19 protein-coding genes and 1 pseudogene are annotated in these 22,992 nt (G+C 71.3%); 4 read left to right on the forward strand and 16 right to left on the reverse strand.

From position 1 onward, the window contains the following. Window positions 1–42: 42 nt before the first annotated feature. A complete protein-coding gene (gene glgX, locus O3W51_RS38485; protein WP_138354319.1) occupies window positions 43–2,163 on the reverse strand; it encodes a glycogen debranching protein GlgX in 2,121 nt (706 codons plus the stop codon). A 284-nt stretch (window positions 2,164–2,447) separates the two neighbouring features. On the opposite strand from glgX, the gene O3W51_RS38490 reads away from it, so the two are divergent. Next, entirely contained in the window at window positions 2,448–3,689 is a 1,242-nt protein-coding gene (locus O3W51_RS38490) for an SAV2148 family HEPN domain-containing protein (RefSeq protein WP_187145341.1), read from the forward strand. A 106-nt stretch (window positions 3,690–3,795) separates the two neighbouring features. Then, the gene (locus tag O3W51_RS38495) at window positions 3,796–4,584 is read left to right on the forward strand and encodes a 3'-5' exonuclease (protein ID WP_198357952.1); all 789 of its coding nucleotides are present in this window, start codon (window positions 3,796–3,798) and stop codon (window positions 4,582–4,584) included. A gap of 225 nt (window positions 4,585–4,809) precedes the next feature. On the opposite strand, the gene O3W51_RS38500 is transcribed toward O3W51_RS38495, so the two are convergent. After that, window positions 4,810–5,769, reverse strand: a complete 960-nt coding sequence (locus tag O3W51_RS38500) for a phosphotransferase enzyme family protein (protein ID WP_138354322.1) — start codon at window positions 5,767–5,769, stop codon at window positions 4,810–4,812. Between the two features lie 286 nt (window positions 5,770–6,055). Here O3W51_RS38500 and O3W51_RS38505 point away from each other — a divergent pair. After that, window positions 6,056–6,379, forward strand: a pseudogene (locus O3W51_RS38505) (CGNR zinc finger domain-containing protein); the annotation flags it as partial. 109 nt (window positions 6,380–6,488) lie between these two features. Here the strand turns inward: O3W51_RS38505 and O3W51_RS38510 are convergent. Continuing rightward, complete coding sequence (locus tag O3W51_RS38510) at window positions 6,489–8,735, reverse strand: MMPL family transporter (RefSeq protein WP_187145050.1); 2,247 nt, start codon at window positions 8,733–8,735, stop codon at window positions 6,489–6,491. A 351-nt stretch (window positions 8,736–9,086) separates the two neighbouring features. On the opposite strand from O3W51_RS38510, the gene O3W51_RS38515 reads away from it, so the two are divergent. After that, a complete protein-coding gene (locus O3W51_RS38515; protein ID WP_138354324.1) occupies window positions 9,087–11,717 on the forward strand; it encodes a fibronectin type III domain-containing protein in 2,631 nt (876 codons plus the stop codon). Window positions 11,718–11,721: 4 nt separating this feature from the next. On the opposite strand, the gene O3W51_RS38520 is transcribed toward O3W51_RS38515, so the two are convergent. The 13 genes from O3W51_RS38520 to O3W51_RS38575 all read right to left on the reverse strand — a co-directional run bounded on the left by O3W51_RS38520 (window position 11,722) and on the right by O3W51_RS38575 (window position 22,692). Next, window positions 11,722–12,471, reverse strand: a complete 750-nt coding sequence (locus O3W51_RS38520) for a sirohydrochlorin chelatase (RefSeq protein WP_198357951.1) — start codon at window positions 12,469–12,471, stop codon at window positions 11,722–11,724. Beyond that, entirely contained in the window at window positions 12,471–13,379 is a 909-nt protein-coding gene (locus O3W51_RS38525; protein ID WP_138354326.1) for an ABC transporter permease, read from the reverse strand. Before O3W51_RS38525 ends, O3W51_RS38520 begins: the two co-directional genes overlap by 1 nt. Then, on the reverse strand, window positions 13,366–14,175 hold the full coding sequence (locus O3W51_RS38530) for an ABC transporter ATP-binding protein (protein WP_138354327.1): 810 nt from the start codon (window positions 14,173–14,175) through the stop codon (window positions 13,366–13,368). Before O3W51_RS38530 ends, O3W51_RS38525 begins: the two co-directional genes overlap by 14 nt. Before the next feature lie 110 nt (window positions 14,176–14,285). Further along, on the reverse strand, window positions 14,286–15,410 hold the full coding sequence (locus O3W51_RS38535) for an aliphatic sulfonate ABC transporter substrate-binding protein (RefSeq protein WP_138354328.1): 1,125 nt from the start codon (window positions 15,408–15,410) through the stop codon (window positions 14,286–14,288). A gap of 211 nt (window positions 15,411–15,621) precedes the next feature. Next, window positions 15,622–16,980 (reverse strand): sulfate adenylyltransferase subunit 1, encoded by a 1,359-nt coding sequence (locus O3W51_RS38540; protein ID WP_138354330.1) that lies wholly within the window; start codon window positions 16,978–16,980, stop codon window positions 15,622–15,624. Next, complete coding sequence (gene cysD, locus O3W51_RS38545; protein WP_138354331.1) at window positions 16,981–17,907, reverse strand: sulfate adenylyltransferase subunit CysD; 927 nt, start codon at window positions 17,905–17,907, stop codon at window positions 16,981–16,983. Beyond that, window positions 17,904–18,494, reverse strand: a complete 591-nt coding sequence (gene cysC / locus O3W51_RS38550) for an adenylyl-sulfate kinase (protein ID WP_138354332.1) — start codon at window positions 18,492–18,494, stop codon at window positions 17,904–17,906. Before cysC ends, cysD begins: the two co-directional genes overlap by 4 nt. Continuing rightward, window positions 18,494–19,198 (reverse strand): phosphoadenylyl-sulfate reductase, encoded by a 705-nt coding sequence (locus tag O3W51_RS38555; protein ID WP_138354333.1) that lies wholly within the window; start codon window positions 19,196–19,198, stop codon window positions 18,494–18,496. Before O3W51_RS38555 ends, cysC begins: the two co-directional genes overlap by 1 nt. Next, entirely contained in the window at window positions 19,195–19,389 is a 195-nt protein-coding gene (locus O3W51_RS38560) for a hypothetical protein (protein WP_138354334.1), read from the reverse strand. The genes O3W51_RS38555 and O3W51_RS38560 overlap by 4 nt, the downstream gene beginning before the upstream one ends. Next, window positions 19,386–21,083 (reverse strand): nitrite/sulfite reductase, encoded by a 1,698-nt coding sequence (locus tag O3W51_RS38565; protein ID WP_198357950.1) that lies wholly within the window; start codon window positions 21,081–21,083, stop codon window positions 19,386–19,388. Before O3W51_RS38565 ends, O3W51_RS38560 begins: the two co-directional genes overlap by 4 nt. A 167-nt stretch (window positions 21,084–21,250) precedes the next feature. Continuing rightward, on the reverse strand, window positions 21,251–21,334 hold the full coding sequence (locus O3W51_RS48595; protein ID WP_331283982.1) for a putative leader peptide: 84 nt from the start codon (window positions 21,332–21,334) through the stop codon (window positions 21,251–21,253). Window positions 21,335–21,426: 92 nt separating this feature from the next. Next, window positions 21,427–21,999, reverse strand: coding sequence for a GNAT family N-acetyltransferase (locus tag O3W51_RS38570; protein WP_269288615.1), 573 nt, complete (start codon window positions 21,997–21,999; stop codon window positions 21,427–21,429). A 42-nt stretch (window positions 22,000–22,041) separates the two neighbouring features. After that, the gene (locus O3W51_RS38575) at window positions 22,042–22,692 is read right to left on the reverse strand and encodes a class F sortase (protein WP_198357948.1); all 651 of its coding nucleotides are present in this window, start codon (window positions 22,690–22,692) and stop codon (window positions 22,042–22,044) included. Window positions 22,693–22,992: the final 300 nt, after the last annotated feature.

The raw sequence follows: 22,992 nt of genomic DNA on the forward strand, positions 1-22,992 counted from the left end.
CGTACCCCGCCGCACGGTCCTACGATCACATCAGTCCATCGATTACGCCGGGCGTTGCAGCACCACCAGGCTCCGGTCGGTCAGCTGCAGCCGGTCGCCGGCCTTGACCTTCCGCCCGCTGCCCGGCTCCACCCCTTCGGCCCGGCCGGTGTTCACCACCAGCTGCCACTCCTTGCCGTGGTTGACCGGAACCACGAACTCCAGCTCCTCGGCCTGCGCGTTGAACAGCAGCAGGAAGGAGTCGTCCGTGATCCGCTCGCCGCGCGCGCCCGGCTCGGAGATCGCGCTGCCGTTGAGGAACACCACCAGCGACTTGGCGTGCGCCGCCTGCCAGTCCCGCTGGGCCATCTCCTCGCCCTCGGGGGTGAACCAGGCGATGTCGGAGAGCTCGTCGTGGGTGCCCTCCACCGGACGGCCGTGGAAGAAGCGCCGGCGGCGGAAGACCGGATGGTCGCGGCGCAGCCAGACCATGGTGCGGATGAACTCGTGCAGCCGCTGCGCCCCCGTCTCGCCCGCCTTCGGCCAGCGCACCCAGGCCAGCTCGTTGTCCTGGCAGTACGCGTTGTTGTTGCCGCGCTGGGTCCTGCCGAACTCGTCGCCGTGCGAGAGCATCGGCACGCCCTGGGAGAGCATCAGGGTGGCGATGAAGTTCCGCAGCTGGCGGCCGCGCAGGGCCAGGATGCCCGGATCCTCGGTCTCGCCCTCCTCGCCGCAGTTCCACGAGCGGTTGTGGCTCTCGCCGTCGCGGTTGTCCTCGCCGTTGGCCTCGTTGTGCTTGTCGTTGTACGAGACCAGGTCGTTGAGGGTGAAGCCGTCGTGGCAGGTCACGAAGTTGATGGAGGCCAGCGGGCGGCGGCCGTCGTCCTGGTAGAGGTCCGAGGAGCCGGTCAGCCGGGAGGCGAACTCCGCGAGGGTGGCGTTCTCGCCCCGCCACAGATCCCGGACGGTGTCGCGGAACTTGCCGTTCCACTCGGCCCACAGCGGCGGGAAGTTGCCGACCTGGTAGCCGCCCTCGCCGACGTCCCACGGCTCGGCGATCAGCTTGACCTGGCTGACCACCGGGTCCTGCTGCACCAGGTCGAAGAAGGACGACAGCCGGTCCACCTCGTGGAACTGCCGGGCCAGCGTCGCCGCGAGGTCGAAGCGGAATCCGTCCACGTGCATCTCGGTGACCCAGTAACGCAGCGAGTCCATGATCATCTGCAGTACGTGCGGACTGCGCATCAGCAGCGAGTTGCCGGTGCCGGTGGTGTCCATGTAATAGCGCTTGTCGTCGCCCAGCCGGTAGTACGACGCGTTGTCGAGCCCCCGGAAGGACAGCGTCGGCCCCAGATGGCTGCCCTCTGCGGTGTGGTTGTAGACCACGTCGAGGATCACCTCGATGCCGGCGGCGTGCAGCGCCCGCACCGCCGTCTTGAACTCCAGGACCTGCTGGCCCCGGTCGCCCAGCGAGGAGTACGTGTTGTGCGGGGCGAAGAAACCGATGGTGTTGTAACCCCAGTAGTTGTTCAGCCCCGCGTCCGCCAGCCGGTGGTCCAGCACGAACTGATGGACCGGCATCAGCTCCAGCGTGGTGACGCCGAGTTCCACCAGGTGGCCGATGACCGCCGGGTGTGCGAGGGCCGCGTAGGTGCCGCGGATCTCCTCGGGCAGATCGGGGTGAAGCATCGTCAGGCCCTTGACGTGGGCCTCGTAGATCACCATGCGGTGGTAGTCGATCCGCGGCGGCCGGTCGTCGGACCAGTCGAAGTACGGGTTCACCACGACCGAGGTCATGGTGTGCGGTGCCGAGTCCTGGTCGTTGCGGGTCTCCGGCTGGCCGAACTGGTAGCCGTACACCGCCTCGTCCCAGTCGATCGACCCGCTCACGGCCTTCGCATAGGGGTCCATGAGCAGCTTCGACGAGTTGCAGCGGTTGCCCTTGGCCGGCTCGTACGGGCCGTGCACCCGGAATCCGTACCGCTGGCCCGGCATCACGCCCGGCAGATAGGCGTGCCGCACGAAGGCGTCGGCCTCCCGCAGCTCCACGGCCGTCTCGGAGCCGTCGTCGTGCAGCAGGCACAGTTCGATGCGCTCGGCTACTTCGGAGAAGAGGGCGAAATTGGTGCCCGCGCCGTCGTACGTGGCGCCGAGGGGATATGCCGTACCCGGCCAGACTTGCATGTCGCGACTCTTCCACTCCGGGACCGGATGACGGTAGGCCGCTCGCCCGGTCACATCGTTGTCAACGCTGTATCTTCGCGTAGATGTGGGAGCAAAAGTGCCATTTGCGAAGATCGGATCTTCGCCGGAAAGGGTTCCGTACGTCACCCGGTGTCCCAACGGCCAGCAACCGTAAGGGTGATGACGCGGTGCGGTTGTAGTCAAGTAGGGTCGATAGGGCTGCGGTGCCACCCGGTGGGCAGTAGCCTTCCTTGATCGTGGACGGGGAGGGAGGCGGTGGCGTGGTGACGTCGGGAGGCCTTGTGCTCCCCAGTGGCGGAGATCAGGGAGACCAGAGCGGCGCCACTGCCGACGGTGCGCCCGGCGCGGTGACGCTCGCGCAGCCGTTGGAGATAGGAGCGGAACTGGACTGGGGCGCCGACGCCTGGGCGGAGGTGCGCACCCGTGCCAGCCGCGCCGGGCGGGCATACGTCTGGCTCAACCTCGTCGAGCAGCGCCTGCGCGCCGTCGTGAACGCCGTGCTGCGCCCGATCTACGAGCCCGTGCACGGCGAGGAGTGGGTGGTCGCCGCCGCGGGCCCGGCCGGACACGAATGGGTGCAGCGCGCTGCCGCCGTCCGTGAGGTCAGCCGCCGCAAGGGCTTCCTGCTCGACCCCGCCGACGACAACATCCTCAGCTTCCTGACACTCCCGCAGCTGCGGGAACTCGTCGTTCAGCACTGGCCGTGCTTCGAGCCGTACTTCGACGAGCGCCGCGATCTCGAACTCGCGCTCGACGAGCTCGAGGTCGCCCGGCATGTCGTCTCCCGCAACCGCGCGCTGTCCCGCACCGTCCTCGCGCAGGCCGAACGGGCCGCCGCCCGGCTGCTGGACATCCTCGGTTCCGGCTCCGGCTACGCCGCCGCCGACCGGCTCCCCGTCGACGTCGTCGAGGAACTGGTCGCCGACCGCTACGCCGATGTCGTCGGTGTCTACTCCGACCGGGTCCGGCTCCAGCGCCAGCTGCCCGCCGAGGACCTCTTCGGCTCGGCGCACCGGCTGGACGCGATAGGCATCGGCCTGAACCTCCTCGTGCAGAACTACTCCGGCCGCCGGCTGATGCGGCTCGCGGAGTCCGGCTGCCGTATCCGGCTGCTCTTCCTCAACCCCGCCAGCAGCGCGGTCCGCCGCCGGGAGCGCGAGCTCGGGCTCGGGCGCGGCGAGCTGAGCCGCTCCGTCGAGATGAACATCATGCACATGCGCCGGGTCCGGGCCCGGCTGCGCGATCCCGCGGCCTTCGAGATCCGGGTCTTCGACGAGACCCCGCGCTTCACCGCGTACCTCGTCGACGGCGACAGCGCCGACGGACTCGCGGTCGTCCAGTCCTATCTGCGCAAGGCCCGCGGGATGGAGGTCCCGGTGATGGTGCTGCGCGGTCCCTCGCGCCATGTCGTCAAGGACGACCGGCGCGGTGAGCACAGCGGACTCTTCGACGTCTACCGCGAGGAGTTCGAAGGAGTCTGGGCCGACTCCCGGCCGGTGTCCTGACCGGTGTCGTGACACCCGGGGCGGTCTCCTGACACCCGGGGGACCCACTGTCAGTGGTGCACGAGAGGATGGCAGAGCACACGGGGGACCAGTGGGAGGTAGGCGCATGGCATGGCATCGGGAGCTGCTGGTCGGCTTCGACCTGGAGACGACGGGGACGGATCCGCACGAGGCGCGGATCGTCACGGCCGCGGTCACCGAGGTCAAGGGCGGTGAGCCGATACGGCACCGGGAGTGGCTCGTCGATCCCGGCGTGGCCATTCCCGAGGGCGCGACCGCGATCCACGGCATCACGACCGAGCGGGCCGTGGCTGAGGGCCGTCCTGCCCGGGAGGCCGTCGCCGAGATAGCCCGCGCGCTGCGCGAGTACTGGGCGGACGGTGTACCGGTCGTCGTCTACAACGCCCCCTTCGACCTGAGCCTGCTCGCCGCCGAGCTGCGCCGCCATGAGCTGCCGGGCCTCGGCGGCGCCCCCGGCCCGGCCGTCGGACCGGTCCTGGACCCGCTGGTCATGGACCGGGCGCTGGACAAGTACCGCAAGGGCAAGCGCAATCTGGAGGCGGCCTGCGCGGTGTACGGGGTGGTGCTGGACGACGCGCACGAGGCGGGCGCCGACGCACTCGCCGCCGTCCGGGTCGCCCGCGCGCTGGGCGAGCGGTACGCGGAGGCGGGCGACGCCGACCTCTGGGACCTGCACCGCTCCCAGATCCGCTGGTACACCGACTGGGCCACCGGCTACCAGAAGTGGCTGCGCCGCGACCGCGACCCGGAGGCCGTCGTCGACGCGTCCTGGCCGCTGCGGCTGGACGCGCTGCTGCCGCAGCAGCGCACCCGCCCGTCCGACGTTCAGCTGCTGGACGAACCGGATGTTCCGGGCGGCCGCGGGTCGCGCTGACCGCTCGGCCGCCGAGGGGTCGTCGGGGTCGGGGCGCCGACGGCGCACCGGGCCGCGCCGGCATCCCGCGCGCGCCGCGCGGACTTCGAGGGTGGGAGCTGACCCGCGGGAGCTGCGCGGTCCGGGGCTCGGGCTTCGGGCCGGGCGGTCGGACGGGGTCGGCGTGCCGGAGCGCGTGGACCGGCCGGGGCTGTCGTCAAGGTTGCGGTCCGAAGGGCCCGTGCGTCAGAACGGGTACCAGCGGACCTCTGGGTCGCCGTCGCGCAGCGACGCGACGCGGCGGCGGAACTCGGCGAGAGCCGCGGGGTTCGCGGGCGCGTGCTGGGCGACCCAGGCGCAGCTGGCGGTCTCCCGCGCGCCGCGCAGCACGGCGCAGCCGTCCCACTCGCGCACGTCCCAGCCGTAGGCCGCCGTGAAGGTGTCGTAGGCGGCCGGGTCGAGACCGTAGCGGTCCCGGCTGAGCGCCATCACCACCAGATCGTGTTCGCGCAGATCGGTGGAGAACGTCTCCAGGTCCACCAGCACCGGCCCGTCGGGGCCGACCTGGACGTTGCGCGGCAGCGCGTCGCCGTGCACCGGGCCGCGCGGCAGCCGGGGCGTCAGCGCGGCGGCGGCCGCGGCGAATCCGTCCCGCCGGTCGCGCAGGTACGCGGCGTCCGCCGGATCGATGGCGTCGCCCGCGAGCCGCAGCCAGCGTTCCACCCCGCCCAGCAGATCGCGCGGCGGCAGCACCGGAGCGGACGGCCCCGACGGTTCCGGCAGCGCGTGCACCAGCCGCAGCAGTCCGGCGAGGTCGGCGGGTCCTGCGGGGCGTACCGGCTCGGGCAGCCGCACCCAGTACGTGACGGGATGGCCATCGACCAGCCGGGCCTGCGGCGTGGCCGCCCGGACCGCCGGCACGTCGTGCTCCGCCAGCCAGCCGGCGATCCGCACCTCGCGCTCGGCGCGCTCGAGCAGTTCGGCGCTGCGGCCGATCTTGACGACGAGACCGTCGCCCACCGCGAACACCGCGTTCTCGCCCAGCGCCAGCAGCCGAACCCCGGCGGCGTCCGGCGCCCCGGAGCCCGCCGGATCCGTAGCGGAGGCCGTAGTGGTGGCCGCAGCGGAAGCCGCCGCGGGCCTCGCCGCTGCCGCCAGGACGGCCCGTGCCCGTTCCTCCGTGAACGCCGTGCCCGATTGCCCCACGACTGCCCTCCGCCGTTCCCCGTTCGAATGATCACCGACAGTCTCGCACCTGCCCGCGGGCAGGTGCCCGCGCCGCCGGCCCGGAGCCGACGTGCCGTCACATGGTCTTGACGGGCCGCCCGGGGGTCCGGACCATGACGGGGGCCCGCCGGGGCCGGCTCCACGCCGGCCGGGCGGACCGTCCGACGGAGCCGCGCGAAGGAGCCCGCCTGCCGTGACCCTGGCCACCGCGCCACCCAGGACCCGCCCGCGGCGTCATGACCGGGGCGTGTGGTTCCTCGTCCTCCCGGCCCTGATCCTCGCCGCGGACGAGGCGCTGCGCGAACTCCCGCTGCTGAGCACCGTCCGGCGCGGCACCTCCGCCGCCCTGCTCCCGGCGCCGGAACTGCCGCCCGCCAGAAACGCGCTGGCTCTGATCGCCGTCGCCTGGACCGAACTGGTCATCACCGGCGAGGCCGCCCGCCTCAAGCGCTGCGCCGAGCACGCCTGCGCCTGGGTCTTCCGGGACGTCTCCAAGAACCGCAGCCGCCGCTGGTGCTCCCTGCGGGTCTGCGGCAACCGCACCAAGGCGCGGCGGTACGCGGCCAAGCACGCCGGCGCGGTCGGCTGAGGGACCGGCGGTGGCAGGGGTGCGGCGCCCCTGGGCGCTGTGCGGAAGAGGACATGGGCCGGCCCGGTCTCCCCCGTGAGAGACCGGGCCGGCAGTGAGCGGGAGAAGGTCAGACGCGGGCCGCGTCGTACTCCTCGGCCGGGCGGCCGGCCGGGGCGGGCACCGGCGGGGCCAGCACGGCCTCGTCGTGGGTCATGTCCGGGAGCCAGCCGAGCCACTTGGGCAGGTACCAGTTGCGCTCGCCGAGCAGGGCCATGACGGCGGGGAGCAGGACCCCGCGGATGACGGTCGCGTCGATGAGGACGGCCACCGCCAGGCCGACGCCCATCTGCTTCATGCTCTGCATGGAGAGCGTTCCGAAGATGGCGAACACCGCGACCATGATGACCGCCGCGCTGGTGACGACGCCCGCCGTGGTGGTGATGCCGTGCTGGATGGCGCTCTGGGTGCTGAGGCCGCGCATCTTGGCCTCGCGGATCCGGGAGACCACGAAGACGTGGTAGTCCATGCTCAGCCCGAACAGGATCACGAAGAGGAAGAGCGGCAGCCAGGCGACGACCGCGCCGGTTCCCGTGGCACCCACCAGCCCCGCGCCCCAGCCGTGCTGGAAGACGGCGGCGAGGACACCGTAGGCCGCGCCCACCGACAGCAGGTTGAGGACGATGGAGGTGGCGGCGATGGTGAGGGAGCGGAAGGACAGCAGCATCAGGAGGAAGGCGAAGACGATCACGAAGGCGAAGACCGGCGGGACGCTGCTCGTGATCTTGTTGGTGAAGTCCATCGAGCCGGCCGTCTGACCGGTGATGGGCGCTTCGAGCCCCGGGACCTTGCCGAGCGTGTCGGGCCGTATCTCGTCCCGCAGTTGGACCAGTCCGGCCTCGGCCTTGGTCTTGTCCGTGCCACCCGCCAGCGGGACGTCGATCTGCGCGATGTTCTCCTTGGCGTGGACGACCACGGTGACCGGGCCCTTGCTGGCGCCCTTCGAGACGGCCTTGGCGCGGAAGTCCTCGATCGCCTGCTTGACGGGTGCCGCGTTGATGTCGTCGGCCTTGACGACCACGTGCGCCGGGTCGGGGCCGCCGGGGAACGCCACGTTGATGCGGTCGTAGGTCTGGATGATCGGCAGGTCGTCGCCGAGCTCCTGGTTCATCGTGAGGTTCGCGGTGTGCAGCCCGAGCGCCGGGGAGGCGATGAGGATCAGCGCGCCGCCGGCGATGACGGTGGCGGTCTTCGGGTTGCGCAGCACGGGGGTGAGAACTGCCGTCCAGAAGCGGCTGTTGCTCGTGGCGGAGCGCTGCGGGGTGTTCTTCCGGGCGCGGTTGAGGAACGGGATGCGGCCCTTCTCGACCCGGTGGCCGAGCAGCGAGAGCAGCGCGGGAAGGACGGTCACGGAGCCGAACATGGCGACCGCGACGACCATCATGGTGGCCACGCCCATGGCCTTGAAGTCCGCGATGCCGGTGAAGAGCATGCCGGCCATCGCGACGATCACGGTGATGCCGGAGATGAGGATGGCGCGGCCGGACGTCGCCGAGGCGATCTTGATGGCGGTCTGCGCGTCGTGTCCCGCGGCCCGCTCCTCACGCTCGCGGCGCAGGTAGAACAGGCAGTAGTCGACGCCGACGGCCAGACCGACCAGCAGCATCACGGAGTTGGCGGTGTCGCTCATCGGCACCAGGTGGCTGACGACCGCGACCAGACCGGTGGTCGCCACGAAGGCGGTCACCGCGAGGAGGACCGGCAGCAGGGCGGCGACCAGTGCGCCGAAGGCGATCAGCAGGATGCCGAGGGCGACCGGGACCGCGGAGAACTCGGCGGTCTTGAAGTCGTCGCCGAACGCGTCACCGAGCACCTTCTCGGAGCTCGCGTCGCCGAACTCCTCGATCCGCAGGTCCTGGTACTTGGCCTGCGTTCCCGCGACCGCGTCGGTGACCTTGGTGACGCGCTCCTTGGCGGTCTTCTTGTCACCGGTCATCTCGAACCGGACCAGTGCGGACTTCTGGTCCGCGGAGATCGCCTTGGTGTCGTAGGGCGAGGTGATGTTGGTGGCCTGGCCGGTGCTCTTGACCGCGGCTATGACGGCGTCCACGGCGGTGTGGACCGCGGGATCCGCGACCGTGCCGCCGGACTTGACCTGGATGAGCACCATCTCGCCGGCGGCACCCTTGATGCCCGCGTCGTCGATGATCCCCGCCGCCTGGCTGACCTCACCCGGGAGGCCTTCCTCCTGGCTGGCGTCCACCCGGCCGGCCATCTGCCCGATGGCCAGCGCGAGGACCACGAAGACCAGCCAGCCGATGACGGCGGTCCAGCGGTGCCGGGCGCTCCAGCCACCCATTGCCGCAGCGATTCCCATTTTGCTGCCGTGTGCGCGTCCGCGACTCACGGTTCCCCCTCGTCATGGCAGCGGCACCGCACCGCTTGCTTCACCCATGACGCTAGGGGCTGAGGGGCGGCCGACCCATCAGGCTTCCAGGTGACTTGGCGGTGGGGGTTCTCCCCCATCCAGGGGAGGCTATCCCCACCCCCAGAGGACGCCGGTCCCTTACATCTATAAAGATCGACTAAGGAAACCATCATCCAGTGCTCCGATGAATCAGCCAACTTCCCTGCAGTGAAGCGGTGATTGCTGCGTATTTCCTTGACCATGGACTGTCAGTGGTCGTATGTTTCCGGCACTTACGAGGCCGATCCCACGGGAGGGACCATGCCCGCACCCCTGAGGCCCGTTCGCCGCAGAGCCGCAGCCGTCTGCGCTTCGCTGGCGGCCGTCGCCGCGTTCGCCACCACCGGAATATCCCCGGCCGCCGGAGCACCGGCGGCCGCGTCACGCGATGTCTACGTCTCCCCGGCCGGTGACGACCACGCCCCCGGCACCACCAAGCACCCCGTCCGCACCCTGGAACACGCCCGCGACCTCGCCCGCGCACGCGCCGGGCACCTCACCGCCGATCTGACCGTCCATCTGGCCCCGGGCACCTACCGGCAGTCCAAGCCCCTCGTGCTCGACGCCCGCGACTCCGGGAGCAACGGCCACCGGGTGATCTGGGACGGCGCCGGGTCCGCGGTCATCAGCGGTGGCCGCCAGGTGACCGGCTGGCACCAGGTCGCCGGCCGGCCGGGACTGTGGTCCGCGCCCGCGCCGAGCGGGCTCACCAACACCCGGCAGCTGTACGTCGACGGGGTGCGCGCCCAGCGCGCCCGTGGCCAGGTGCCCGTCGGACTGACCGCCACCGCCACCGGCTACACGGCCTCCGCCGGCACGCTCGCCGGCTGGCGGAACATCGGCGACGCCGAGTTCGTCTACACCAGCGGCGAGTCGCTGTGGAACATCGACCGCGACGGCCTCGGCCAGTGGACCGAGCCACGCTGCCCCCTCGCCTCGGCCACCGGCACCACGATCACGATGGCCCAGCCCTGCTGGGACAATTCCAACAGACGTGTTGAATTCCCCGACATCCCCGGCCGGACCGTCAGCATGGTCGGCCCCGGCAAGCTCACCAACAGCGGCCACGCCTCGTACATCGAGAACGCCTACGAGCTGCTCGACCAGCCCGGCGAGTGGTACTTCGACCGCAAGGCCCACACCGTCTACTACCTGCCGCGCCCCGGCGAGGACCCACGGCACGCCGATGTCGAGGCCCCGGTCGCACAGAAGCTGATCGACGGCGGCGGAACGGCCGCCGCGCCCCTGCGCGACGTCTCCTTCCGCGGGCTGCAGTTCAGCTACGCGACCTGGCTGACCCCGTCGGGTCCCGGCGGATTCTCCGAGATCCAGGCCGGCTACACGATCACCGGGCCGACCGGCTGGGCCACCCAGGGTCTCTGCCACTTCGTCGAGGGCGGTACCTGCCCGTTCGCCGACTGGACGAAGATGCCGGGCAACGTCTCGCTCGCGTACAGCCGAGGCGTCGAGTTCTCCGGTGATGTGTTCGCGCATCTCGGCGCGGCGGGACTGGAGTTGGGCACCGGGACGCAGGACGCCCGGGTCAGCGGCAGCATCTTCACCGACATCTCCGGCAACGGCCTGGAGATCGGCGGCGTCGACGGCGCCGAACCCGCCACCGGCGTCCAGGTCACCGACAACCACCTCTACGCGCTGCCCCGCGAATTCCACGGCGGGGTCGCGATCCTCAACGGCTACACCCAGCACACCACGATCGCCCACAACCAGATCGACCACGTCGGCTACTCCGCGATCTCGCTGGGCTGGGGCGGCTGGCCCGACAAGATCGGCTCGCCCGCGACCCCGAACGCCGGCCACGACAACGCCGTACGCGACAACCTCATCTTCGACTACATGCAGATGCTGGACGACGGCGGCGGCATCTACACGCAGGGGCTGACCGGCACCTCGATCGCCGACGGCGAGAAGGTCACCGGCAACGTCATCCACGGACAGTGGGGCCTGGGCAAGAGCGTCTACACCGACAACGGCTGCACGTACGAGACGGTCCAGGGCAACGTCCTCTACGGCGCCTCGTACGCCAACGTCGCCAGCCGCCACACCGACTTCCGCGACGCGCTCGGCAACAACGACCCGACCCTCGTCAAGGACAACTGGTGGGAGGAGGGCACCGGCGACGGTGACAACAAGGGACTCGTCACCACCGGCAACCGCATCATCGCCGCCCCGTCCGACGCCCCCGCCGCGATCGTCGCCAACGCGGGCCTCGAACCCGCCTACCGCGGGCTGCTCAACCGGCGGATCGGCGCCCTCAGCACCCCTGAGGCACCGTCACGCGTCGGCACCAGCTCCGGTGGCACGACCGCGCTGGTCGTCACCTTCAACCCCACCTTCGCCGACGGCGGAGCGCCCGTGACGTCCTACACGGCGCATGTGTACGACGCCGCGGGCCATGAGGCGGCGACGGTGCCGGTCACGGCCGCGGAGTTCCGCACCCGCGGTTACCTCCGCGTCACGGGGCTGCGGCCCGGTGAGCCGTACACCGTCGCCGTGAGCGCGGCCAACTCCCTTGGAAGCGGGGCGGCTTCGCTGCCGTCGCATCCTCTGGTGCCCGCCGCCGTGACGACGCTGTCCGCCGCACCCACCGGGGCGAAACTGCGCGCCCAGGCGCACGCGGCGACCGTCGTCTGGACGCCGCCGGTGAACACCGGCGCCGCCGAGGTCACGGGCTATCTGATCACCGTCTCCGACGGCCGCACGATCGAGGTCGCAGGCCGGGACACGCTCGTCACCCAGCCGTCCGGCAAGGGGATGTTCCGCGTCATCGGCGGTCTCACCCCGGGCACCGCGTACCAGGTCACCATCGCGGCGGTCACCGCCGCGGGAACCGGTCCTTCGGTGACCGCGAACGGCACCACACCCGCCGCCTGACGCGTCAGGCCGAGAGCAGGATCCGGCGGGGGAGAAGGGCCCCCGCATAACGCTCCAGCAGCAGCTCGACGAGTTCCGGGGCCGCGCCCAGCACAGGAGCGAGGGCGTCGGCGCCGGACTCGCGGGCACCGCGGACGATGCGGTCGGGCAGGAAGCCCGGCGCGATGACGTACGGGGCGACGGCGATACGGCGGACGCCCTCGGCCCGCAGTTGCCGGACCGCGTCCTCGGTCCGGGGAAGGGATGCGGAGGCGAACGCAGGCCGCACGGCGCACCAACCGGTGTGCCGCCACTCCCGCGCGATTTCAGCGATCACTGCGATCGCCTCCGGGTCGGTGGAGCCCGCCGAGGCCAGGACGACCCCGGTCGAGCGGTCGCCGGGGGTGACCCCGGCCTCGGCCAGCCGCCGCTCCAGGGCTGCGGTCAGCAGGGGCGAGGGGCCGAGGACATCGGCCACCGCGACCCTCAGCCGGGGGTGCGCGGCGGTCGACTCGCGCAGCACGGCGGGGATGTCGGCCTTCGCGTGGAAGGCGCGGGTGAGGAGCAGCGGCAGCGCGACGATGTCGCGGACCCCTTCCGCCGCGAGGCGGTCGACGACCTGCGCCACGGTCGGCGCGCAGAAGTCGAGGTATCCGGTGACGACGCGGAGCCCCGGCCGGGCGGCCCGTACCTGCTCGGTCAGCGCGTGGACGGTCGCGGCATGGCGCGGATCGCGACTGCCGTGGGCGATGACGAGGAGGACAGGACCGTTCATTACTGGCTCCGGGACACCAGGCCGCGGGTGCGCAGCACACGGCGCTCCAGCGGGCTGAAGATCAGCAGGTCGATGGCGATACCGACGACGAGGATGAGGATGATGCCGAGGAAGATGCCCGGCATGTCGGACCCCTCGCGCATGTTCTCCAGGTAGCGCCCCAGGCCGGTACCGAGGTCGGGGGAGGAGGCGATGAGCTCGGCGGCCATCAGGGAGCGCCAGGAGAACGCCCAGCCCTGCTTGAGGCCTGCCAGGTAGCCGGGCAGCGCGGCCGGCAGCAGGATGTGCCGGGCACCGCTCACCCCGCTGGCGCCGAGCGTGCGGCCGGCGCGCAGATAGAGCGGCGGCACCTGGTCGATGCCGGAGATCAGCCCGTTGGCGATGGAGGGCACCGCGCCGAGCAGGATGACGGCGTACATCGCGGAGTCGGTGATGCCGAGCCAGATGACCGCGGCGGGCACCCAGGCCACCGACGGCAGCGACTGCAGGCCCGACAGGATCGGCCCGATCGCGGACCGGACGAACGGGACGCGGGCCACGACGAGGCCGACCGGGGTGCCGATGGCGACCGCGGCGAGGAAGCCCAGCAGCCCGCGCTCGACACTGGTCCAGATGATGTCGAGGAGCTGGCCCTCGTTCCACAGCGTCATGAAGCTGCTGCCGACCGCCCGCGGGGCGGGCAGCTTGGTCTCCGGCGCGAAGCCGGCCAGGACGGCGAGCTGCCACACCACGAGCACCAGGAGGACCGCCGAGACCGGCGGCAGGACCTTCTTGACCAGGACCTGGGTGAACGGGGTGCGCCGGACCTGGACCGCGTCCAGGGCGTCGAGCCCGGCCTCCAGACCCGCGAGGTCCTGGGCTCCCGCACTGCCCTTCTTATCGGCCGGAACGGTCTCAGTGCTGGCCATGTCGGCGGATCTCCCCACGCAGTTCTTCGGTGATCTCGATGGACAGCTCGGCGACGGCGGCGTCCTCGATACGGCGCGGCTGCGGGATGTCCACGGCCCATTCGCGGGCGACCCGGCCGGGCCGGGACGTCAGCAGCACCACCCGCTCCGCGAGCCGGACGGCCTCGCGGACGTTGTGGGTGACGAAGAGGACGGAGACGCCCGTCTCGGCCCAGATGCGGGTGAGCTCGCCGTGCAGGACGTCCCGGGTGATGGCGTCCAGCGCCGCGAACGGCTCGTCCATCAGCAGCACGTTGGAGTCCTGGGCCAGCGCACGGGCGAGCGCGACGCGCTGCCGCATACCGCCGGACAGCTCGTGGACCCGCTTGCCGTAGGATCCGTCGAGGCGCACCAGGCTCAGCAGCCGCTCGGCCTCCGGGCGGCGCTCGGCGCGCGGCACACCGCGCAGCCGCAGCGCCAGTTCGATGTTCTTGCCGGCGGTGAGCCAGGGGAAGAGCGCGTGCTCCTGGAACATCAGCGCCGGACGGCCGCCGCCGGGCACGGTGATGGTGCCGGCGGTCGGCCGGTCGAGGCCCGCGACCAGGTTGAGCAGGGTCGACTTGCCGCAGCCGGAGGCACCCAGGAGACAGACGAACTCACCGGGACGGACGTCGAGGGTGATGTCGTCGAGCACCGCCTGGGCGGAGCCCGGACGGCCGAAGACCTTGTGGACGTGGTCGATGCGAACGGCGGGCGCGCCGTCTGCGACGGCGGTGTCCGCGCTGTGCTGCTCGGTGGTCCTGACTGCCGTGGCCATCCGGTCACCTCCTGGTACGTGGGCGGGCGGTGCGTGCTGCGGGCCGCCGGTGTCCGGCCCCTGCGGGCCGGACAGCGGCTGCTTCCGGGTGTTTCCGTGGCGCGGTGCTGCTACTGCTTGCCGAGCCCTGCCGCGTCCACCGTGGGCTTGCCCGCGGCCGTGAGGACCTTGTTGAGCAGCGTCAGGTCGTAGATCCCGGCGAGGTCGGGCTTCTTCAGCAGACCGGCCTTGACGGCGTGGTCGGCCTCGGACGTCAGCGACTTGGCGAGCGGGTCGTCGAGGACCTGGATGCTCGCCCACGCCGGGTCGAGGATCTCGGCCGGCAGCGCCTTCTGGGTGTCCTTCTTGAGCTGGGCGTTCGCGGCGGCCTTGGCCTTGTCCGGGTTGGCCGTGATCCACGCGTTGGTGTTCACCGAACCGCGCAGCACCGCCTCGACGACGTCCGGGTGCGCCGACAGGAACTTCTGCGACACGATCACATTGGTGATCACGAACTTCTTGTCGGGCCACAGGTCGCGCTCGTCGAGCAGCACCTTGCCGCCCTCGGAGACCAGCTTGGACGCGGTCGGCTCCGGCACCCACGCGCCGTCGATGGAGCCGGACTTGTAGGCGTCGGGCGTGACCTTGTTGTCGGTGCGGAAGACGGAGACGTCGCCCTTGCCGCTCTGCGCGTCGACCTTCCAGCCCTTTTCGGCGATCCAGTTGAGGAACGCCACGTCCTGGGTGTTGCCCAGCTGCGGGGTCGCGATCTTCTTGCCCTTGAGGTCGTCCAGGGTCTTGATCTTCGCGGGGTTGACGACCAGCTTCACGCCGCCCGAGGCGGAGCCGGAGATGATCCGCAGGTTGGTGCTCTTGGACTTGGTGTAGCCGTTGATGGACGGCGAGGGGCCGATCCAGCCGATGTCGATGGAGCCGGCGTTCAGCGCCTCGATCTCGGACGGGCCCGCGTTGAAGGTCTGGGTCTTGATGGCGGTGCCGCCCAGCTCCTTCGCGAACAGGCCCTGGTTGAGGCCGACGAGCGCGGTGGCGTGGGTGAGGTTCGGGAAGTAGCCGATCTTCACTTCGTCGGCGGAGAGCTTCTTCGCACCCGAACTGGCCACCGGGGCAGCGTTGCTGTCCTTCGTGTCGTCGGACTTCGAGCCGTACCCGCAGGCGGCGAGAGCGCCGAAGAGGAGCGGGAGGGTCGCGGCAGCGGCGATCGTTCGCTTCAGGCTGCGGGTGGTTGCGGCAGACACGGGAGGTGTTCCTCTCGGAGAGCCGGAGCGCGCCTATCTGGGCGCTGCCGGAAAGTCGTCAGGTCTTCGGTGGTACGGGCGTACTCGCCTACAGCTGCGGGGTTCAGCGGTTAGAGCGCACATCGCGCCACCCCGCCCGTGCCGGCGCCGAGGAGGCCGCCGCCGACGCGGCCGCCCTCCTTCGCGAAGCCCGAATAGGCATCGTTGACCATCAGAAGTCCCACCCCTCTTGTTCCTTCTCCACGGCGGACGCACCGGCCGCCGCGGGTTCGGCGAACGCCTCGCCCGCCATGCCCGCGGTCAGCGTCGTGCCGTCCGCGGGGTCGATCAGCAGGAAGGAGCCCGTCAGGCGCGAGTCCGCGTAGGCGTCCAGCGGCAGCGGCTCGGCGGTGCGCAGCACGACGGCGCCGATGTCGTTGACGTCCAGCTGCGCCGGCCCGGACTCGTGCGCGAGCCCGGCCGTGAGATTGATGCGGTACGGCAGCGCCTTGACGATGGCCTTCACCGTGCGCGTCGCGTGCTTGAGCAGCACCCGCGAGCCGACCTTCAGCGGCCGCTCGTGCAGATGGCAGACGGTCGCCTCGACGTCCTGGGTGGTCGCCGGCGCCGAGGCGGTCGGCGCGATCAGGTCGCCGCGCGAGATGTCCAGGTCGTCGGCGAGCAGCACGGTCACCGACTGCGGCGCCCAGGCGACGTCGACCGGCTCGCCGAGGGCGTCGATGCCGGTGATGGTGCTGGTCGCGCCGGACGGCAGGACCGTCACCTCGTCACCGACCCGGAGGATGCCGGAGGCGATCCGGCCCGCGTAGCCGCGGTAGTCCGGGTGCTCGGTGGTCTGCGGACGGATCACGTACTGGACCGGGAAGCGCGCCGGCGCGTCCGTCAGGTCGGTGCCGACCTGCACCGTTTCCAGGTGCTCCAGGACAGTGGGGCCGCCGTACCAGTCCATGTTCGCGGACGGCGTCACCACGTTGTCCCCGGCGAGCGCCGAGATCGGGATCGTGGTGATGTCCGGGACGCCGAGCGACGCCGCGTACGCCGTGAACTCCTCGGCGATGGCGGCGAACACGGGCTCCGCGTACTCCACCAGGTCCATCTTGTTGACGGCCAGCACCACGTGCGGGACGCGCAGCAGCGCGGCCACCGCGGCATGGCGCCGGGTCTGCTCCACGACGCCGTTGCGGGCGTCGACGAGCACCACGGCCAGCTCCGCGGTCGAGGCCCCGGTGACCATGTTGCGGGTGTACTGCACATGGCCCGGCGTGTCGGCGAGGATGAACCGGCGCCGCGGTGTGGCGAAGTACCGGTACGCCACATCGATGGTGATGCCCTGCTCGCGCTCGGCCCGCAGGCCGTCGGTGAGCAGCGCCAGGTCCGGCGCCTCCTGGCCGCGGCGGCGCGAGGCGTGCTCGACGGCCTCCAGCTGGTCGGTCAGGACCGACTTGGAGTCGTGCAGCAGCCGCCCCACCAGGGTGGACTTGCCGTCGTCGACGGAGCCGGCGGTGGCGAAGCGCAGCTGCGAGGTGGCCGCGATCTGCTCGGCGCTGGTGACGTCGCTGATGGTGGTCATTTAGAAGTACCCCTCGCGCTTGCGGTCTTCCATCGCGGCCTCGGACATCTTGTCGTCGGCGCGGGTCGCGCCCCGCTCGGTGAGCCGGGACGCGGCGATCTCCACGATGACCTGGTCGATGGTGAAGGCGTCGGAGTCCACCGCGCCGGTGCAGGACATGTCACCGACGGTTCGGTAGCGGATCAGCCGCTTCTCGACGGTCTCCCCGGACTTCGGGCCGCCCCACTCGCCCGCCGTCAGCCACATGCCGCTGCGGGCGAAGACGTCCCGCTCGTGCGCGTAGTAGATCTGCGGCAGCTCGATGCCCTCGCGGGCGATGTACTGCCACACGTCCAGCTCGGTCCAGTTGGACAGCGGGAACACCCGGACGTGCTCGCCGGCCGCGTGCTTGCCGTTGTAGAGCTGCCACAGCTCGGGGCGCTGGCGGCGCGGGTCCCAGGCGCCGAACTCGTCGCGCAGGGAGAAGACGCGCTCCTTGGCGCGGGCCTTCTCCTCGTCGCGGCGGCCGCCGCCGAAGACGGCGTCGTACGTGCCCTCGCCGATCGCGTCGAGCAGCGGCACCGTCTGCAGCGGGTTGCGGGTCCCGTCGGGGCGCTCGCGCAGCCGGCCGTCGTCGATGTAGTCCTGCACCCGCGCCACGTGCAGGCGCAGTCCGTGCTCGGCGACCGTACGGTCCCGGTACTCCAGCACCTCGGGGAAGTTGTGGCCGGTGTCCACGTGCAGCAGCGAGAACGGCACCGCGGCGGGCGCGAACGCCTTCAGCGCCAGGTGCAGCATGACGATGGAGTCCTTGCCGCCGGAGAAGAGGATCACCGGCCGCTCGAACTCGCCCGCGACCTCGCGGAAGATGTGCACGGCCTCGGACTCGAGGGCGTCCAGGTGGCTGAGCGCGTACGCGGAATCATTGGGTGCGGCGACGGTGGTCACAGTGCCAGTCCCCTCTCGACGAGCAGCGCTTCCAGCGCCGCGGCGGAGTCCTCGACGGTGCGCCCGTGGGTCTCGAGGCGCAGGTCCGGTGCCTCGGGCGCCTCGTACGGGTCGTCGACCCCGGTGAGACCGGAGATCTCACCCGCGGCCTGCTTGGCGTAGAGGCCCTTCACATCGCGCTCGGAGCACACCTCGACCGGGGTGGCCACATGCACCTCCAAGTACGGGGTGCCCTGCTTCCGGTGGCGCCCGCGGACCGCCTCGCGGCTGTCCGCGTAGGGGGCGATCACGGGGACGAGGACCTTGACGCCGTTGGAGGCCAGCAGTTCGGCGACGAAGCCGATCCGCTGCACGTTGGTGTGCCGGTCCTCACGGGTGAACCCGAGTCCGGCGGAGAGGAACTCGCGGATCTCGTCGCCGTCCAGCACCTCCACCCGGTGGCCGGCCTCGCGCAGCCGGTCCGCCAGCGCGAAGGCGACCGTGGTCTTGCCCGCGCTCGGCAGACCGGTCAGCCACACCGTGGCACCCGCCTGCCGCGGGCTCGCCGGCACGCTCATCGTTCGCTCCTGGGATATCTGAGTGGTCATCAGCCGTGCAGTCCGCACTCGGTCTTGCCGCGCCCGGCCCAGCGGCCGGCGCGGGCGTCCTCGCCCTCCAGCACCCGGCGGGTGCACGGCTCGCAGCCGACGGACGCGTAGCCGTCCATCAGCAGCGGGTTGGTCAGCACCCCGTGCTCGGCGACGTACGCGTCCACGTCCGCCTGCGTCCAGCGGGCGATCGGGGAGATCTTCACCTTGCGGCGCTTCTCGTCCCAGCCGACGACCGGCGTGTTGGCGCGGGTCGGGGACTCGTCGCGGCGCAGCCCGGTGGCCCAGGCGTCGTACCCGGTCAGGCCCTGCTCCAGCGGCTTGACCTTGCGCAGCGCGCAGCACAGGTCCGGGTCGCGGTCGTGCAGCTTCGGCCCGTACTCGGCGTCCTGTTCTGCGACGGTCTGCACCGGGGTCAGCGTGATGAGGTTGACGTCCATCACCGCGCCGACCGCGTCACGGGTGCCGATGGTCTCGGGGAAGTGGTAGCCGGTGTCGAGGAAGACCACGTCCACGCCCGGGAAGGCGCGGGACGCGAGGTGCGCCACGACGGCGTCCTCCATCGAGGACGTGACGCAGAAGCGCGGGCCGAACGTCTCGGCGGCCCAGCGCAGGATGTCCAGCGGGGCCGCGTCCTCCAGGTCGCGGCCGGCCTGTTCGGCCAGACTGCGCAGGTCCTCGGCGGTGTGCTGTGCGGTGGTCACGACTCGCCTCCAGTCGGGGGGTTCTTCCGGAGTCCCTCGGTCAGCAGACCGAGGAACTTCAACTGGAAGGCCCGGTTGCACGCCCGGCATTCCCACGCGGCTCCCGATCCGTGCGGAACCTTCTCCTCGGACGGGCGCAGATCCTCGTCCCCGCAGTACGGGCAGTAGAACGGCGCGGCGCGCTCGGTCATGACAGTGCCTCCTCGGAGGCGCGGGCGGCCCAGGTGGCGAAGCGCTCGTCGTCCTCGCGCTCCTCCTCGAAGCGCCGCAGCACCCGCTCGACGTAGTCGGGCAGCGCGGCGGAGGTGACCTTCAGACCGCGCACCTTGCGGCCGAAGCCGGGCTCCAGTCCGAGGCTGCCGCCCAGGTGCACCTGGAAGCCCTCGACCTGCTCGCCGTTCTCGTCGGTGACGAGCTGGCCCTTGAGACCGATGTCCGCCACCTGGATGCGGGCGCAGGAGTTGGGGCAGCCGTTGACGTTGATGGTCAGCGGCTGGTCGAAGTCCGGCAGCCGGTGCTCCAGCTCGTCGATGAGCGAGGCGCCGCGCGCCTTGGTCTCGACGATGGCCAGCTTGCAGAACTCGATACCGGTGCAGGCCATGGTGCCGCGCCGGAACGGCGACGGCTTCACCTGGAAGCCGAGCGCCTCGAGACCGGCCACCAGGGACTCGACCCGCGTCTCCTCGATGTCCAGCACGATCATCTTCTGCTCGACGGTGGTGCGCAGCCGGCCCGAGCCGTGTTCGGCGGCCAGGTCCGCGATCTTGGAGAGCGTCGAGCCGTCGATCCGGCCGACCCGCGGCGCGAAGCCCACGTAGAAGCGGCCGTCCTGCTGGCGGTGCACGCCGACGTGGTCGCGCCACTGCTGCTCGGGGTACTCCGGGGCGGGGCCGTCGGTGAGCTTGCGCTGGAGGTACTCGTCCTCCAGGATCTGCCGGAACTTCTCCGGGCCCCAGTCGGCGACCAGGAACTTCAGCCGGGCGCGCGTGCGCAGCCGGCGGTAGCCGTAGTCGCGGAAGATGCCGATGACCCCGGCCCACACGTCGGCGACGTCGTCCAGCGGGACCCACGCGCCGAGCCGTACGCCGAGCTTGGGGTTGGTGGACAGCCCGCCGCCGACCCACAGGTCGAAGCCGGGGCCGTGCTCGGGATGGTGCACCCCGACGAACGCGATGTCGTTGATCTCGTGCGCCACGTCCAGCAGCGGCGACCCGGAGATCGCCGTCTTGAACTTGCGCGGGAGGTTGGAGAAGTCCTTGGAGCCGATGTAGCGCGAGTGGATCTCGTCGATCGCGGAGCTGCCGTCGATGATCTCGTCGGCCGCGATCCCCGCCACCGGCGAGCCGAGGATGGTGCGCGGGGTGTCGCCGCACGCCTCGGTGGTGGACAGGCCGACGGCCTCCAGCCGGCGCCAGATCTCCGGAACGTCCTCGATCCGGATCCAGTGGTACTGGACGTTCTGCCGGTCGGTCAGGTCGGCGGTGCCGCGGGCGAACTCCTGCGAGATCTCACCGATGACGCGCAGCTGCTCGGTGGTGAGCCGGCCGCCGTCGATGCGGACCCGCAGCATGAAGTACTCGTCGTCGAGCTCGTGCGGCTCGAGGATGGCGGTCTTGCCGCCGTCGATCCCGGGCCTGCGCTGGGTGTAGAGACCCCACCAGCGCATGCGGCCGCGGAGGTCGGCGGGGTCGATCGAGTCGAAACCACGCTGGGAGTAGATCGTCTCAATGCGTGTCCGCACGTTGAGACCGTCATCGTCCTTCTTCGTCTGCTCGTTGGCGTTGAGCGGCGTGAAGTGGCCCATGGCCCACTGGCCCTCACCACGGTGGCGTCCGGCCTTGCGGCGGGCCGTGGTGTCGGCTGGCTGATCAGGAGTGGAGGCCATGGCGATGCGTCCTTCGGGCAGGGGCGAATACGTCGGTAGTAGCGCGGATGCACCCTATGGCCTGCGGAAACCTGAAATCGATCAGGGCAGTTGGCGGCGCCGGGGCGCATGCGCGACCACGGCGCGAGAGGGTGGCGGGGGTGCCGGCGCCAACCGGCGCGGCGCGATCAGCTCGCCGGACAGATGGCGCTGGACACGCGGCAGAAGTCGACGTGCGGCCGACCTACCAAGGCGATTCCAGTGCGGGACATGTCGGAAGCGTGGCATGAGGGTCTTGGACGAGTCCACCGTCGTCCAGCATGTGGACCAGATTATCCCATTTGGTGAGACGCTGTGCTCTGCGTCACTGCTCCACGGGCCACGGGCCGGTGGGGACCGGCTGATCCGTTTCGTCCGCCGTCCTGGTGTCGAAGAGCCGGAACCCGCGCCGCTCGTAGTTCGCCATCGCGTGCGGCCCGTCCAGGCTGCAGGTGTGCACCCACACCCGCTTCGTCGCGGCCCGCCCCGGCCACCGGCCGGCCAGGTCCCAGGCGCGCGCGGTCCCGTACGACAGCAGATGGCCACCGATGCCGCGGCCCCGGAACGCCGGCAGCAGCCCGAAGTACATGATCTCCACGACGCCGTCGTCCTGCGGGTCGAGCTCCACGAACCCGGCCGGGGTGCCCCGGTCGTACGCCACCCACGTCTCCGAGCCCGGCCGGTCCAGATGCGCCTGCCAGCGCCCGTACGTCCAGTCCAGCCGGTCGGTCCACAGACAGTCCGCGCCGACCGACGCATAGAGGAAGCGGCTGAAGTCGGGCGACGGCACCTCGGCGGCCACGATCCGGACCCCCGACCCGGCGGCGGGCACGGCCGAGGGCCGCAGATCCGCCGGTGCGGTCTGTTCGAGGGACCAGGTGGTCACGCTGATGCTCATGCCACCAGCCTAATTCGCCGCCGCCGCACAGCCGCGACCGGATCAGCGCACCGCGCCCATCCGGGCGAAGACGACGACATTGCCGTCGTATCCGCCCTTCTCCCTGAAGCCGCCGCCACAGGTGATGACACGCAACTCGGCCGCGCCGGTGTCGCCGTACACCCGCTTCGCCGGGAACGCGTCCTTGGCGAAGGCCTCGACGCCGTACACGTCGAAGACCGCGGTGCGGCCGTCCCGGCGGGTCACCTCGACGCGGTCCCCCTTCTTCAGGGCGCCGAGACCGTAGAACACGGCGGGCCCCGCCAGATTGTCGACATGCCCGTCGATGACCGAGGTGCCGGCCGCGCCCGGCGTGGGGGAGTTCCTGAACCAGCCGGCCAGGTTCTTCTCCGCCGCCGGCGGCGAGCCCACCCAGCCGTCCTTGTCGAGCGCGACGGTGATCAGCGGGGCGTTCACCCCGATCGACGGAATCCTGACCCGGACCGGCGGCGAGGCCGGCAACGGCGGCGGGACCTTCCGGGCGGCAGGGGGGACGACACCCGGAATCGTTTCGACGGCGGCCGCCGCGGCGGGCTGCGGAGGAAGAGCCCGCTCCTCGGAACCGCTGCGGATCAGGGCCACCCCGACGACAGCGATCAGAGCGACGGCGACGGGTGCGGCGAGGCCCTTGCGCGCCGGCTGCTCCGTGGCCATGGCCTTCCTCCCGCTCGGGGCCCCGGGGGACCACCCTCCGAAACGCTAGACGCGGGGCGGGCGGGCGGCGACAGCTGGCAGGCGATCGGGTGGTGCGGGGCGCGCGCCCCAGGGCCGCCGGAGCCGGCCCCCTCCACGCCCTGCCGCCACCCGGCAGAGCCTCGTACGCTGTCCCGCATGTCCCGCACGAGTCCGAGCCGTCCCGTCGTCGTCCTCGGCGAATGCGTAGCCGACGCCTTCGCCGCCCCCCGGTCCGGCGAGCCGGCCGCCGGGCTCGACCTGACCGTCGCACCGGGCGGC

Origin of the sequence: Streptomyces sp. H39-C1 (assembly GCF_027158125.1) — a bacterium.
Taxonomy (GTDB): Bacteria; Actinomycetota; Actinomycetes; order Streptomycetales; family Streptomycetaceae; genus Actinacidiphila; species Actinacidiphila fildesensis.

Excerpts from the sequence above, each read along its gene's own strand:
- O3W51_RS38540 (WP_138354330.1), bottom strand. The coding sequence starts at position 16,980 with ATGACCACCATCAGCGACGTCACCAGCGCCGAGCAGATCGCGGCCACC.
- glgX (WP_138354319.1), bottom strand. The coding sequence starts at position 2,163 with ATGCAAGTCTGGCCGGGTACGGCATATCCCCTCGGCGCCACGTACGAC.
- O3W51_RS38570 (WP_269288615.1), bottom strand. The coding sequence starts at position 21,999 with ATGAGCATCAGCGTGACCACCTGGTCCCTCGAACAGACCGCACCGGCG.
- O3W51_RS38510 (WP_187145050.1), bottom strand. The coding sequence starts at position 8,735 with ATGGGAATCGCTGCGGCAATGGGTGGCTGGAGCGCCCGGCACCGCTGG.
- O3W51_RS48595 (WP_331283982.1), bottom strand. The coding sequence starts at position 21,334 with ATGTCCCGCACTGGAATCGCCTTGGTAGGTCGGCCGCACGTCGACTTC.
- O3W51_RS38575 (WP_198357948.1), bottom strand. The coding sequence starts at position 22,692 with ATGGCCACGGAGCAGCCGGCGCGCAAGGGCCTCGCCGCACCCGTCGCC.
- O3W51_RS38530 (WP_138354327.1), bottom strand. The coding sequence starts at position 14,175 with ATGGCCACGGCAGTCAGGACCACCGAGCAGCACAGCGCGGACACCGCC.
- cysC (WP_138354332.1), bottom strand. The coding sequence starts at position 18,494 with ATGACCACTCAGATATCCCAGGAGCGAACGATGAGCGTGCCGGCGAGC.
- O3W51_RS38515 (WP_138354324.1), top strand. The coding sequence starts at position 9,087 with ATGCCCGCACCCCTGAGGCCCGTTCGCCGCAGAGCCGCAGCCGTCTGC.
- O3W51_RS38495 (WP_198357952.1), top strand. The coding sequence starts at position 3,796 with ATGGCATGGCATCGGGAGCTGCTGGTCGGCTTCGACCTGGAGACGACG.
- O3W51_RS38560 (WP_138354334.1), bottom strand. The coding sequence starts at position 19,389 with ATGACCGAGCGCGCCGCGCCGTTCTACTGCCCGTACTGCGGGGACGAG.
- O3W51_RS38565 (WP_198357950.1), bottom strand. The coding sequence starts at position 21,083 with ATGGCCTCCACTCCTGATCAGCCAGCCGACACCACGGCCCGCCGCAAG.
- O3W51_RS38525 (WP_138354326.1), bottom strand. The coding sequence starts at position 13,379 with ATGGCCAGCACTGAGACCGTTCCGGCCGATAAGAAGGGCAGTGCGGGA.
- O3W51_RS38520 (WP_198357951.1), bottom strand. The coding sequence starts at position 12,471 with ATGAACGGTCCTGTCCTCCTCGTCATCGCCCACGGCAGTCGCGATCCG.